This is a genomic window from Streptomyces sp. 71268 (assembly GCF_029392895.1).
In the GTDB taxonomy this organism is placed as follows: Bacteria; Actinomycetota; Actinomycetes; order Streptomycetales; family Streptomycetaceae; genus Streptomyces.
Genome location: NZ_CP114200.1, coordinates 3,641,636 through 3,654,585, shown reverse-complemented (window position 1 = coordinate 3,654,585; position 12,950 = coordinate 3,641,636). Strand labels below are relative to the sequence as shown.

Below are 12,950 nucleotides of genomic sequence, written 5' to 3'. Positions count from 1 at the left end.
ACGCGCCATTGGCGCGCCCCTGAGTACGCGTACTCAGGCGCCCCCGTGACCGGCTGGACAGTCTGCTTCCCGTGACGAACACCTCTTCGAAAGTGTGGCGTTGGCGTCCCTGGTCGCGGCCGATGTCGCGGAGCGTGGACATCCTTCTGGCGATCGTGCTGTTCCTGGTGGAGGTCGGGCGGCTCGCGTTGGACGCGGTACTCGGGGTGGGTCTTGAGGTGTGGGCGGCGCAGGGCGAGGAGACGCAGATCGCCGCGGCCGAGCGCGCCTACCTCGGGCGACTGCGCACGCACCTGACCGTCGCGCTCTGCGCGGTGGTGCTCGCGGCGGTCTTCCGCGCCCGGCGGACGGCGTACGCCCATGTCTGGGTGGCCCTCATCATCGGCGTGCTGTTGTTGAACGAGCGGGACCTGTGAGGCGTCGCGAGCGCGCAGCGCCGGGGCGGGTTCCCGCACGGTGGCCGCGCGTGACGGCCGGGGCGCGGGGCCGGCAGGGCGCGCCGGGGGCGGGTTGCCGCGTGGTGGGTGGGTGTTCGGTGGCCGGGCGCGCGGGCGTTGCGCTGTGGGCGATTGCGCTGTGGGCGTGCGGGGCTTTCGCGGGGGCGCGGGGGCGGGCAGGGTCGGACGCATGAGACTGCTGATGCTGGGCGGGACGGAGTTCGTGGGGCGCGCCGTGACGGAGGCGGCGCTGGCGCGGGGTTGGGAGGTCACGGTCTTCCACCGGGGGCGCCACGCCGCGCCGCCCGGGACCGAGGTGCTGCTCGGCGACCGGACGGCCGAGGGCGGGCTCGCGGCCCTGACCGAGGGGGCGGGGGCGGGGCGCGGCTGGGACTTGGTGGTGGACACCTGGTCCAAGGCGCCGACCGCGGTGCGGGACACGGCCGGGGTGCTGGCCGGCCGGGTGGGGCGGTACGTGTACGTCTCCAGCGGCTCGGTGTACCGGTACCCGTCGGCGGCCGGGCACGACGAGAGCTGGCCGGTGGTGGACGCCTCGCCCGACGACGGTGACGACGTGGACTACGCGCGCGCCAAGCGGGGCGGGGAGCTGGCCGCGCTCGACGCGTTCGGCGAGCGGGCGCTGCTGGTGCGGGCCGGGCTGATCCTCGGCCCGTACGAGAACATCGGGCGGCTGCCGTGGTGGCTGGGGCGGATGGCGCGGGGCGGGACCGTGTTGGCGCCGGGCCCGCGGGAGTTGGCCCTGCAGTACGTGGACGTGCGCGACCTGGCCGCCTGGTGCCTGGACGCGGGCGCGGCCGGGCTCGGCGGCCCGTACAACGTGATCAGCCCCTCGGGGCACGCCACCATGGGCGAGCTGCTGGTGGCGTGCGCGCGGGTGACCGGCGGTGGGGCGACGCTGCGCTGGCTGGACGCGGGGGCGGTGTTGGCCGCGGGCATCGAGCCGTGGACGGAGCTGCCGGTGTGGGCGGCGGCGGGCGAGCTGTACGACGCGCTGCACCGTACGGACGTCTCCCGGGCGGTGGCGGCGGGGCTGCGTTGCCGGCCCGTGGAGCAGACGGTGGTCGACACCTGGCGTTGGCTCCAGGGCATCGGCGGGGTCGCCCCGCACCGCCCGGACCGCTCCCGGGTGGGCCTGGACCCGGCGAAGGAGGCGTTGGCGCTGCGCGCGGCGGCGGGCGAGGGCGGCGCGCGTGCGGGCCAGGCCCAGGGTCAGGTCCAGCGGCCGGGCTGAGCGGACGCCAGGGCCGGGGTCGGTGGGGGTGGGCGGGGAATGTCAGAGGCGGGGGTTAGGGTCCCGCCCGTGACCGAACCTTCGTACCTCCAGACCACCCGGGCCGGTTACGACGCGATAGCCGTCCCCTACGAGGAGTTCGCCCGCGACGCCCTGGCGAACAAGCCCTTCGACGCGGCGATGCTGGCGGCGTTCGCGCACGTGGTGCGGGCCGGCGGGGGCGGCCTCGTGGCGGAGGTGGGGACCGGGCCGGGGCGGGTGGCGGCGCACCTGCACGGGCTCGGGCTCGACGTGTTCGGCGTCGACCTGTCCCCGGAGATGGTCGCGTTGGCCCGGCGTACCTACCCGGAGCTGCGGTTCGTCGAGGGGCAGATGGCCGAACTCGACCTGGCGGACGGCGCGTTGGTCGGCCTGGTCGCCTGGTACTCGGTCATCCACACGCCGCCCGAGCTGGTGCCCACGGTGCTCGCCGAGTTCCACCGGGTGTTGGCGCCGGGCGGCCACGCGCTGCTCGCCTTCCAGGTGGGCGACGAGCCGTTGCACCTGTCGGAGGCGTTCGACCGGGAGATCGCGCTCGACTTCCACCGCTTCCAGCCGGACCGCATGAGCGCGCTGCTGGCCGACGCGGGGCTGGACGTGCAGGCCACGCTGGTGCGCGAGGCCGAGCCGACCGAGCGCACCCTGCAGGCGTACCTGCTGGCGCGCAAGGCGGCGGGCGGGTCGGGGGAAGGACCGGCGGGCGGGCCGGGGGAGGGGGCCGGTGCGGCGGGCTAGCGAGCGGTGAGGGGGCCGAGGGCGGATCGCTAGCCCGGGCGTGGGACGTACGGGCCGACCGGCGGGCGTCAGCGGTCGGGCGTGGTCTGGCCCCGGCCCGAGGAGGGGCCGGGGCCAGATGGATCAGCCGCGACGGGGCTGGCCCGTGGTGCCTGCCCGCCGGTCGCGGTGCCGTGTCCGGGGCGACCGTGTCCCCGGGCGGCAGCGGGTGGCGGGCAGGCGTCAGCGGGTGGCGGTCCAGGAGTGGGCGACGTCCACGACCAGGTGGTTGGCGGTCTGCGTCACCCGGAACGGGAGCCTGGCGCGGACGCCGAGGCCGATCTGCGTGTCGCCCTCGAAGCTGCTGCCGAAGCGGGCGTCCTTGAAGGTCTTGAAGCCGGTCAGGTTCACGCCGGGCAGCGGCTGGCCGGCCCGGCCCTGGTAGGTGGCGCTGCCGGTCTCCGGGTCGTAGCTCGGTGCCGCGGCGCGCACCTCCAGTATCGCGCCGCCGCCGACCTTGATCAGGTCGCCGGAGCCGTCCTGGCGCAGCTCGTCGACGTAGCCGACGCGGTAGCCGATCGGCTGGTCACCGGTGCCTCGAACATCGAAGACCAGGCGGTCGAAGCACGCGTGCTGACCGGCCCTGATGTTCTCCAGCGGGCGGTAGTCCGTCGGCTCGGCGGTCTTGTCGCCGCTGCCCCAGATCGGGTCGCAGGGCGCGTCCGTGCCGCTGCCCCAGATCGGGTCGCGGTCGGTGCTCGCCGTCGTCGCCGGTGGCGTGGCAGCGTTGGCCGTAGTGACGGTCGCCGCCAGACCGGCGCTCGCCAGCACGATCGCGGCCAGTGCAGTGCCCCACCGTCGCATGTGGTTACCCCCATATAGATGTTGATCACGCGCGCGTTGTGCGTTCGCGCCTTTGGATAAGTGACGAGTCGACCGCCCAAAAGGTTGCCCGCGAGGCCCTGGCCACATGGCGCGTTCGGCTCCCAACGTGGCGCGCGCGAAGCGGAATTGGCAAGTCGACGGTCAGCGCGCGCTGACCCGCGTACGCCGTCCCGGGCGCGCCCGACCGGCGGCCCCGTACCCGACCTGCGGCCCGTACCCGTTCGCCCGATGGCCAACCTGCCGCCCGTAGCGCGGTGTTGAGTGCGACCGAACGCGGTGCCGGAGCGGTCGCCGGGCGCTCGGGAACGCCCGTCTACTGGGCAACTGTGCTGGCCCGCAAGGGGGGTAGCCACCCCGGTCTTCGACGACCTGGTCCCACTGGCTGAGCCTCCCGTTCCGGGAGAGTGTCGACGGCATGGCACATCGACACAGTGAGAACGACCAGTCCCGGTACGGCGCGGACGGGCGGCCCGACCGTCCGGCGCGCGGCACGGGCGGACACACCGCACCCGAGCCCGCGGCCGGAGCCGAAACCCCACCGGCGACCAGGGCGGCGCCCGCGGCCCCGCACCCGCGGGCCCGGCGCCGCGCGCCGCGCGGGAGGGCGGCCCGGCTGTCCGTGCCGGCGCTCGGGCTGGTGCTGGCCGCCTCCCTGCTCGGGGCCGCGAACCCGGCCGAGGCGGCGCGGTCGACGGGCGGGCCCGGCACATCCAGCGCGCCCGGCGGGCCCGGCGCATCCGGTGAGCCCGGCGCGCGGGGCGAGGCGCTGGACTGGCAGCGGTGCGCGGTCGAGGGCGCGGACCCGCGACAGGAGTGCGCCACGGTCAAGGTGCCGCTCGACTACGCCCGCCCGAACGGCCGGCAGATCGACATCGCCGTCTCCCGCATCCGCAGCGAGCGGCCGGCGGACCGGCGCGGCGCCCTGTTGCTGATCCCGGGCGGCCCCGGCAACTCCGGCCTGAACGGGCCGTCCGGCAAGGGGCAGCGGCTGCCGAGCAGCGTGCGCGGCGCGTACGACCTGATCGGGTTCGACCCGCGCGGCGTGGGCAGCAGCACGCCGGTGACCTGCGACCTCTCGCATGAGCAGCTCGCCACCGTCAACCTGCGCGCCTGGCCCGACGCGGACGGCGGGCTCACCGGGCCGGTGACCCGCGCCCGCACCGTCGCCGAGACCTGCGCCCGCGACGGCGGTGAGCTGGTCCGCCACATCAGCACCCGCAACGAGGCCAGGGACATCGACCGCGTCCGGCAGGCGCTGGGCGAGGACAGGCTCTCCGCGTGGGGCCACTCGTACGGCACGTACGCCGGGTCCGTCTACGCGCGGATGTTCCCCGACCGCACCGACCGCTGGGTGCTCGACAGCAACGACGACCCGAACCCCCGGCGGGTGGCGCGGCAGTGGCAGGCCAACTACGCGGTCGGCGTCGAGGACACCTTCCCCGCCTTCGCCGCCTGGGCCACCGACCCCGCCAACGGGCCCGTCGTGGCCGACCGGCCCGAACAGGTGCGCCCGTTGTTCCTGCGGCTCGCCGCCGAGCTGGACCGCGACCCGCTGCCGTGGCCGGGCGCCAACCCCGACCGGCTCACCGGCAACCACCTGCGCCAGGTGATGCTGGACAGCCTGGGCAGCCCGGCGCGGTTCCCCTTCCTCGCCCAGGTGATCAACGCGGTGCGCACCGGCGGGGCGCTGCCCGCGCCGGGGACGCAGCCGTCCGACGCGTTCCTGCGCAACAACATCGCGGTGGCCGTCGCCACCATCTGCAACGACGTCTCGTGGCCGCGCTCGCTGCCCACCTACGAGCGGAACGTGGCCCGCGACCGGGCCCGGCACCCGCTCACGGCCGGCATGCCGGCCAGCGTCATGCCGTGCGCGTTCTGGCCGTACGCGCCGCGCGAGCCCGCGACGCGGATCACCGACAGCGGCCCGTCCAACGTGCTGCTCGTACAGAACCTGCGCGACGCGTCGACGCCGCACTCCGGCGCGCTGCGGCTGCGGAGCGCGTTCGGCGACCGGGCGCGCATGGTGTCGGTGGACGCGACCGGGCACGGCGCGTACATGGCGGTCGACGGCAACGCCTGCGGCGACCGGCTCGTGACCGACTTCCTGGTCACGGGGCGGCGGCCGGCGCACGACGTGACCTGCGCGGACGCGGCGGATATTCCCTCGAACCGGAGGGCCGGCTGAGGCAGGATGAGGCGCGGCCACGCGCCGACAGCCCGCCACCCCCGCCCGAAGGACGTGCCCATGCCCGAGCAGAACCCGCGACAGGCCGAGCGGCAGCCGGAGGAGGTGCGGGTCCCCGACCCCACCGTGCTGCACCCGCTGCCCGAGCACGAGCGGGTGGTGCTGCTGAAGCCGCTGGTGACCGACCCGCGCATCGAGGTCGGGGAGTTCACGTACTACGACGACCCCGAGCACGCGGAGTCCTTCCAGGAACGCAACGTGCTCTACGCGTACGGGCCCGAGCGGCTGGTCATCGGCAGGTACTGCGCGATCGCCACCGACACGAGGTTCATCATGGCGGGCGCGAACCACGCCACGCACGGCGTGTCCACCTTCCCGTTCACCATCTTCGGCGGGACGTGGGCGGAGCGCACGGCCCACGTGTTCGGGGAGATCGAGAGCCGGGGTGACACCGTGGTCGGCAACGACGTGTGGTTCGGGCGGGGCGTGACGGTGATGCCGGGCGTGACCATCGGCGACGGCGCGATCGTCGCCACCGGTTCCGTGGTCGTCTCCGACGTGCCCCCGTACACGATCGTCGGCGGCAACCCGGCCCGTACCGTCAAGCAGCGGTACGCGGACGAGGACGTCGAGCGGCTGCTGCGGGCGGCCTGGTGGAACTGGCCGCTGGAGACGGTCACGGAGCACGTGCTCACGATCATGACCGGCAGCCCGGCCGACATCGAGGCCATCGCGGCCGGACTCCCCACGGCCTGAGCGGCGGGGGCGCGCTCGCCACGGTCCACCCGGGCGGGCGCGCCCCTCCCCGCCGCCCCCGACCCATCCGCGCCCCCGAGCCGTGACCGGGTCGGGGCAGCGGCCGGTGGCGTGGCCCGGTCACGGGCCGGGGAGCGGGCCGGCGGTGTACGTCGCGAGGCGGAAACGCTGGCGGTTGTGGGGGAGTTGCACGGCAGTCGGGTCCAGCAGGTCCACCAGCTGGACCAGGGCGTTCTGTAGCGCCTCAAGCCGGGCCAGGGCCGGGGTGGGGTCGACGGCGAGCCGGTCCACGTCGGCCAGCAGGTGCGTGAACCACGCGCGGAACACCTCGTCCTGGTCCAGGCGGCGGCAGAACTCCGCGTACCCCAGGCACCAGCGCTGCCCGGGAACGCTGTCCGGGTGCACCATCAACTCGCCGATCGCGCGCTGGTGGGCACGGAAGACCCGCAGCTCGTTGCTGGTCTCGGAGATCCTGCCGACGAGCGTGCTGATCTCGCCCAACTGCCGCATGATCCGCCGGTTGGTGCGGTTGCCGCCCAGGTTGAGGAACTGGATGTCCCGGCGCAGCGTCTCCGCCCACCCCAGGTACTCCGCGAGCACGAACACGGTGCTGCGCCGCGCGTACTCGGCCTCCGCCGGCGTGCCGTGGGTCAGGAAGGCCGTCAGGTAGCCGGAGTAGCCGAGGGCGGGGGTGTGGTCGACGACGTGGCCGCGCAGGATGTTGTACAGCCGGCTCTGTAGGTCGTAGGCGGCGAGCGCGAGCGACGAGCCGTACCGCTCCATGTAGTTGCGCTCCGTTCGCGCGTTCAGCCGGCGTTGCTGCCAGTAGCCGAGGAAACCCGTCAGGGCCGCCCCGACCACGGCGACGACCGCCGACACCATGGACACCGAGTCCAACGCCGCCTCCCCCCGCGCCCGCTGGCCGCGCGCCTCGCCCTTTTCCCGCCCGCGCCCGCTCGCCACGGTACGACGCGCGGCCGGTTCGCACCCCGATCATGCCGCCCGCCCCTCGGGGGAGGATCGCGGATGGCTCAGGGCGCGGGGTGTGCGTGGCGTACGCCACGGCGCCAGACGTCGGTGAGGGCGGTGATCGTGGCGATGTCCCGGGTGGGGTCGCCCTCCACGAGCACCAGGTCGGCGCGGAGGCCGGGGGCGATCCGGCCGCGGTCGGTCAGGGCGAAGTGGCGCGCGGGCAGGCTGGTCGCGGCGGCCAGCGCCGCGCGGGGGCTCAGGCCGGCCCGGCGGAGCAGGAGCAGCTCGCGGTGCATGCCGCTGCCGTGGCCCGGATCGTACGGGGTCGCGTCGGTCCCGGCGAGCAGAGGGGCCCCGGCCTCGCGCAGGGCCCGTACGGCGCCCACGGCGTTGCCGAGGCTGCCCGGGCGGGCGCAGACCGGGGCCCGGCTTCCCCGTTCGGTGATCGCCTCGAAGTAGGCGAGCGTGGTGACGGTGAAGACCCCCGCCGAGCGGACCCGTTCGGCCAGCCGCCGCGAGGCCGGGTCGCCCGGCGCGAGGTCGGTCCACACGTGGGCCAGGCCGTCCACGCCGGCGTCGAGGGCCGTCACCACCTCGGCCCCGGTGATGGCGTGCGCGATGACCCGCAGCCCGACGGCGTGCGCCGCCGAGGTGAGCGCCGTGGCCAGCTCCGGCGTCATGGCCGGCAGGTCGGTGCCGTGCACGGAGCCGTCATCGATGACGATCTTGAGGTAGTCGGCCCCCTCGGCCTGTCGGGCCCGTACGAACTCCGTCGCCCGGGCCGGGTCGTCGATGACGTCGATGGCCACCGGCCCGTCGGGGACCCCGGGCAGGTGCGGCAGCAGTTGCGTCGGGTGACCGCCGGGGACCGTCGCCAGCGTGCCCGCGCTACGCAGGTCGGCCACGTCGTCCCGGTCGGCGGCCAACCGCCGCTGGCCGGGCAGCACGTGCGGCAGGCAGAACATGTCGAGTTCGGTGGTGACCCCGTACCGCAGCGCCTGGCTCAGGCTGCCGTCGAAGACGTGGGTGTGCGCGTCGATCAGCCCCGGCAGCAGGGTCTTTCCCCGGCCGTCGACCTCCTCGACGGCCCCGTCGACGGCGTCTTCGTCGACCGCGTCGGCGCCGGGTGCGGTGGCCGGGGTGCCGGCCGGCGCGGCGGTCGGGGTGTCGGCCGGTGCGGCAGACCGCGCGTCGGTCGCGCCCGCCCGTTCCGGTCGTACGGAGGTGATCAGACCGTTCGTCAGCTCCACGGTGACGTGCGCGGTGGTGCGCTCGCCGTCGAAGACCGTGACATCGCGGATCAGTGTGCGCATCGGGATCTCCTGCCAGTCGTGTTGTCCCGGATGCCAGCGTTGAGCGGCCGGGGCCGTCGGCTGTGACATCGGCGGCCGGCGAGGTGACGTGCGCCATAACGGGGCTTCCGCGTGTCACACGTGCGGGGCGGCGGGTCTCTACGGTCGTGACCGGCGTGATGACCGGTGTGATGACTGATGCCGTGACCGGTGTCGTGACCGGACGTCGTCACTGACGAAGGAGGAGGCGGACATGACGGTGACCCCGATCCAGGCGGCCGTGGCGAACGAGGCGTTGGCGGCGGCCGAAACGGTGGCAGAGGGGGAAGTGACGGAGGTGACGGAGACGACGGCGGGGGACGGGGCGACCGACGAGGCCGTGACCGAACGGTTCCTGCGCCTGCGGCGCCTGCTGTTCTCGGTGATCTACAACATGCTGGGCAGCGTCGCCGACACGGAGGACGCCCTCCAGGAGGTGTGGCTCGCCTGGGCCGCCCGACACCGGGCGCCGACCGCCGGGCCCGTCGTCAACGACCGGGCCTACCTGGTGCGCGCGGCGGTGCACCAGGCGTTGGCCCGCCGCGCCGACCTGCGGCGCCGCCAGGAGACGTACGTGGGGTGCTGGCTGCCGGAGCCGCTGTTCGTGACCGAGGACGACGCCAGCGGACCCGTCGAACGCGCCGAGGCCGTGTCGATGGCGCTGCTGGTGGTCCTGGAGACGCTGTCGCCGTTGGAGCGGGCGGTGTTCGTACTGCACGAGGTCTTCGGTTTCGGCCACCCGGAGATCGCGGACGCCCTCGACCGGTCCCCCGCGGCGGTGCGCCAACTCGCGGTCCGTGCGCGCCGCCACGTCCACGCGCGCCACCCCCGCCACCGGCCCGAACCCGGCCGTCAGGCCGAGGCGACGGCGCGGTTCGCCGAGGCCGCTCTCGGCGGCGACCTCCAGGCGCTGCTGCGGGTCCTGGCGCCGGACGTCACGCTGTGGACCGACGGCGGGGGCAAGGGACCCGCGGTCAGCGCCCGGCCCGTACGCGGCCGCGAACGGGTGGTGGCGCTGTTCCTGGCGATCGCCGGCGCGCTGCCCCCGAACCCGCCGCGCCTGCGCCCGTGTCGGGCGGCCGGCGACCCGTGCGTGCTCGTCGTCACCGACGCCGGCCCGCTCGCCGTGCTCATCGTGGACCTCGCGCCTGACGACGGCCGGATCACCGCCGTTTACTCCATAACGAACCCCGACAAACTCATCGGGGCACGTGGGCTGTAGGAGCAGGGTCCCAGTCGCGCGTGTCGACAGATACACCAGGGTGAATTCGGGTTATTCCCCGGCGCGTTGGGGCGCTCTCCGCATGGCCGCGCGCCGGCCCGGCCGGGACGCTGGAGGCCATGAACCCACGCATCAAAGCGCCCCGCGTACGCCTGACCGCCGCCGTCGCGCTGACCGCGACGATGGCCGGACTCGCGGCCTCCGCGCCCGCGATCGCCGCCGACGACTCCCGCGCACCGTCCTCCCAACAGGCCACCAGCACGGGGATCGCGGAGCCCGGAGCGGGCACGGGAACCACCTCGTCCGACACCGCCGGCACCAACGAGGCGACGCGCAAGCCGCTCACCCAGGGACAACTGCGACGGGCCGTGGAGCGCACGCTGCGCGAGGCCGGGTACGTCAACGTGTCGGTGGACGTACGCGACGGCACCCGGCACACCACCGCCCGGGCCGGCGAGGCGAAGCTGAACACGGGCCGCCCCGTGCCGGCCGGGGCCTCCTTCCGTGGCGGGAGCACCACCAAGTCGTTCGTCGCCGTGGTCGTCCTGCAACTCGTCGCCGAGGGCGAGCTGTCACTCGACGACACCGTCCACGACTGGCTGCCCGGCCTGATCACCGGGAACGGCAACGACGGCCGGCGCATCACCATCCGACACCTGCTCCAGCACACCAGCGGTCTGTACAACTACGACCGCACCGAGGACACCGGGAACACCGCCGCCGACTTCGAGCGGACGAGGTTGGAGCACCTGGAGCCGGAGCAGCTCATCGCCGGCGCCCTGCGCCACAAGCCGGACTTCGACCCGGCCGACCCCGACGACCCCACGCCCAACTGGAACTACTCCAACCCCGGTTACGTGCTCCTCGGAATGATCATCGAGAAGGTCACGGGGCGGCCGTGGGGCGAGGAGGTCAGGCAGCGGATCGTGAAGCCGCTCGGCCTGAAGGGCACCTACGCACCCGGCGACGACCCGTACCTGCGGGGCCCGCACGCTCACATCTACCAGCAGTTCCCCGGCTCGCAGCGACTCACGGACACCACGGTGCGCAACATGTCGTGGGGCGACGCGGCGGGCGCGCTGGTGACCACCGAACGCGACCTGGACCGCTTCTACACCGCTTTGCTGACCGGCGACCTGCTGCCGGCCGAGCAGCTCAGGGAGATGCGCGAGGTCGTCCCCGTGTCGGCGGACTTCGACCAGGTCATGCCGGGGCTGCGGTACGGGCTCGGGCTGATGCGCCAGCCGCTGGCCTGCGGCGGGTACCGCTGGGGTCACGGCGGCGACGTCGAGGGCGGCACCGTACGCACCGGCTTCACCGCCGACGGCAAGCGCGGCGTGGTGATCGCGGCCAGCGGCAAGGCGTCCGACGACGCGTGGCTGATGAAGGCCGAGCGCTCCCTCCAGAGCCTGCTCGACCAGACCCTGTGCGGCACGCGGCGCTGACCTGCCCACCCGCGTCGGCCCGGCCCAGTCCGCCCCAGCCCGCGTCGGCCTGTGCCATGCGGGCCGGGGCGGGGCGGGCATTGGGGTGCTGGGGTGCTGGGGGCACGCACCGGGCTTATTGTTCTAGGGCAAAAACCCCTTGCAGCTAGTACGTAAGCGGGCTAGCCTTTTCGCATGCTCTCCGTGAAGCCCGTCCCCAGGATTCTTGAGGGTCGCACCGTGCGGCTGGAGCCGCTGACCCTCGACCACGTGCCGGATCTCTTCCGCGCCGGCGGCGGTGACGAGGAGGTCTGGCGCTGGCTCAACCACCCCATGCCGCGCACGGAGGCCGAGCTGCGCGAGATCGTCGCGGGGCAGCTCGCCGACGAGGCCAAGGAAGCCATTTTGTGGGCGGCCGTGTTGCGCGAGACGGGGCGCGCCGTCGGCCAGACGTCCTACCTCGACATCAGCGTGCGCGACGAGCGGCTGGAGATAGGCGGCACCTGGTACGGCCGACAGGTCTGGCGCACGGCGGTGAACACCGAGGCCAAGCTGCTCCTGCTCACCCACGCCTTCGAGGAGTTGGGCGTCGGCCGCGTGCAGTGGAAGACCCATCACCTCAACGCGCGTTCCCAGGAGGCGATAGCCCGCCTCGGCGCCCACCGCGAGGGCCTGCTCCGCCGCCACATGGCCATGCCGGACGGCACCTGGCGGGACAGCGTGTACTACTCGATGCTCGCCGACGAGTGGCCGCCGGCCCGGGACCGACTGAAGCGCCGCCTGGCGGCAGGCGGGCAGGCGGAGGCCGACGCGGCGGGCGTTGGTTCACCCGGCAGCATGTCGGCGGAGCACGGCTCCCACGCTGCCGCGTAGGTGGTGGCGGACGGGGCGGGCTGAGGGTTCCCCGGGAGGGGGCTCTCCGCGCGTGGCGGGGGCATGGTGAGGTCGGCCCCGTGGTGTGCTCAAGCCTCCAGCTCACGCACGGTACCGCCACTACTGTTTCCGCAGGAGAGGAGAGTGCCGGCTATGGCCCTTTCGCCCGCCGAGCGGGCCATGACACCGCTGCGCCGCGCCGCTGAGGCCGTGGAGGAGGCCAGCGCTCTGCGCGTCGAGATCATCAGGGGGGTGCTTGTGACCGCCCCGCCCCCGTGCGGCAAGCACGCGGGCATCATCAACGCGGTCGCCAAGCAACTGCTGGGCAGCCTGCCCGCCCACCTGGACGCCTTCCAGGTCGCCTCCGTCTCCCTCCCGGACGATGCCGACGACTACGCCACCCCCGACCTCATGGTCTGCGATGCCGCATTCGGTGAGTCGGACGACTGGTTGGCTGACCCGGCGGATGTAGAACTGGTCGTGGAGGTCGTTTCCAAGGGCAACAGCACCAAGGACACGCGGTCCATGGTCACCTGGTACGCGGACGCCGGCATCCCGGCCTACCTGCTGATCGATCCGCGCGACGGCACCTGGACTCTGCGCACCACGCCCCGCGACGGCGAGTTCCTAGGCAGCCTGCGCGGGCGGTTCGGCGAGGGTGTCGAACTGGCGGCCCTGGGCTTGAAGATCGCTACCGACGGGTTCGTGCGGTACGCCTGATGCCCGGGTCCCCCGAACGATCCTGTGCGCCAGCGGGCTTCTGTTGTGGCAGCCGCCCCCGCAGGTGCCTCCCGTAACCAGCGGTCTCGCCGTCCGGCGCCGAATTCGAGCCCACCCACCCCCGAGCTTGCACAGCCTGT

12 protein-coding genes are annotated in these 12,950 nt (G+C 74.0%); 9 read left to right on the top strand and 3 right to left on the bottom strand.

What is annotated here, in order from left to right; translation table 11 throughout:
- The first annotated feature begins 134 nt into the window (after positions 1 to 134).
- The 3 genes from OYE22_RS13910 to OYE22_RS13900 all read left to right on the top strand — a co-directional run bounded on the left by OYE22_RS13910 (position 135) and on the right by OYE22_RS13900 (position 2,463).
- On the top strand, positions 135 to 416 hold the full coding sequence (locus tag OYE22_RS13910) for a DUF6234 family protein (protein WP_277320700.1): 282 nt from the start codon (positions 135 to 137) through the stop codon (positions 414 to 416).
- Positions 417 to 627: 211 nt separating this feature from the next.
- Positions 628 to 1,689: an NAD-dependent epimerase/dehydratase family protein gene (locus OYE22_RS13905; protein WP_277320699.1), complete on the top strand. Its 1,062-nt coding sequence runs from the start codon at positions 628 to 630 to the stop codon at positions 1,687 to 1,689.
- Between the two features lie 69 nt (positions 1,690 to 1,758).
- Positions 1,759 to 2,463, top strand: a complete 705-nt coding sequence (locus OYE22_RS13900; protein WP_277320698.1) for a class I SAM-dependent methyltransferase — start codon at positions 1,759 to 1,761, stop codon at positions 2,461 to 2,463.
- Between the two features lie 222 nt (positions 2,464 to 2,685).
- Here OYE22_RS13900 and OYE22_RS13895 read toward each other — a convergent pair whose 3' ends face one another.
- A complete protein-coding gene (locus OYE22_RS13895) occupies positions 2,686 to 3,306 on the bottom strand; it encodes a hypothetical protein (RefSeq protein ID WP_277320697.1) in 621 nt (206 codons plus the stop codon).
- Positions 3,307 to 3,742: 436 nt separating this feature from the next.
- Here OYE22_RS13895 and OYE22_RS13890 point away from each other — a divergent pair, with 436 nt between their 5' ends.
- Together OYE22_RS13890 and OYE22_RS13885 are read left to right on the top strand one after the other, a co-directional pair.
- Complete coding sequence (locus tag OYE22_RS13890) at positions 3,743 to 5,512, top strand: alpha/beta hydrolase (RefSeq protein WP_277320696.1); 1,770 nt, start codon at positions 3,743 to 3,745, stop codon at positions 5,510 to 5,512.
- Positions 5,513 to 5,572: 60 nt separating this feature from the next.
- A complete protein-coding gene (locus OYE22_RS13885) occupies positions 5,573 to 6,268 on the top strand; it encodes a CatB-related O-acetyltransferase (RefSeq protein WP_277320695.1) in 696 nt (231 codons plus the stop codon).
- Between the two features lie 120 nt (positions 6,269 to 6,388).
- Here the strand turns inward: OYE22_RS13885 and OYE22_RS13880 are convergent, their stop codons facing one another.
- Positions 6,389 to 7,156 carry a hypothetical protein gene (locus OYE22_RS13880; protein WP_277324128.1) on the bottom strand — a complete coding sequence of 256 codons (768 nt, stop codon included), beginning with the start codon at positions 7,154 to 7,156 and terminating at the stop codon, positions 6,389 to 6,391.
- Positions 7,157 to 7,299: 143 nt separating this feature from the next.
- Entirely contained in the window at positions 7,300 to 8,553 is a 1,254-nt protein-coding gene (locus tag OYE22_RS13875) for an amidohydrolase family protein (protein ID WP_277320694.1), read from the bottom strand.
- 232 nt (positions 8,554 to 8,785) lie between these two features.
- Here OYE22_RS13875 and OYE22_RS13870 point away from each other — a divergent pair, with 232 nt between their 5' ends.
- The 4 genes from OYE22_RS13870 to OYE22_RS13855 all read left to right on the top strand — a co-directional run bounded on the left by OYE22_RS13870 (position 8,786) and on the right by OYE22_RS13855 (position 12,810).
- Positions 8,786 to 9,793 (top strand): sigma-70 family RNA polymerase sigma factor, encoded by a 1,008-nt coding sequence (locus OYE22_RS13870; RefSeq protein ID WP_277320693.1) that lies wholly within the window; start codon positions 8,786 to 8,788, stop codon positions 9,791 to 9,793.
- A 119-nt stretch (positions 9,794 to 9,912) separates the two neighbouring features.
- A complete protein-coding gene (locus OYE22_RS13865; protein ID WP_277320692.1) occupies positions 9,913 to 11,238 on the top strand; it encodes a serine hydrolase domain-containing protein in 1,326 nt (441 codons plus the stop codon).
- 174 nt (positions 11,239 to 11,412) lie between these two features.
- Positions 11,413 to 12,090: a GNAT family protein gene (locus OYE22_RS13860; protein WP_277320691.1), complete on the top strand. Its 678-nt coding sequence runs from the start codon at positions 11,413 to 11,415 to the stop codon at positions 12,088 to 12,090.
- 153 nt (positions 12,091 to 12,243) lie between these two features.
- Positions 12,244 to 12,810, top strand: coding sequence for a Uma2 family endonuclease (locus OYE22_RS13855; protein WP_277320690.1), 567 nt, complete (start codon positions 12,244 to 12,246; stop codon positions 12,808 to 12,810).
- Positions 12,811 to 12,950: the final 140 nt, after the last annotated feature.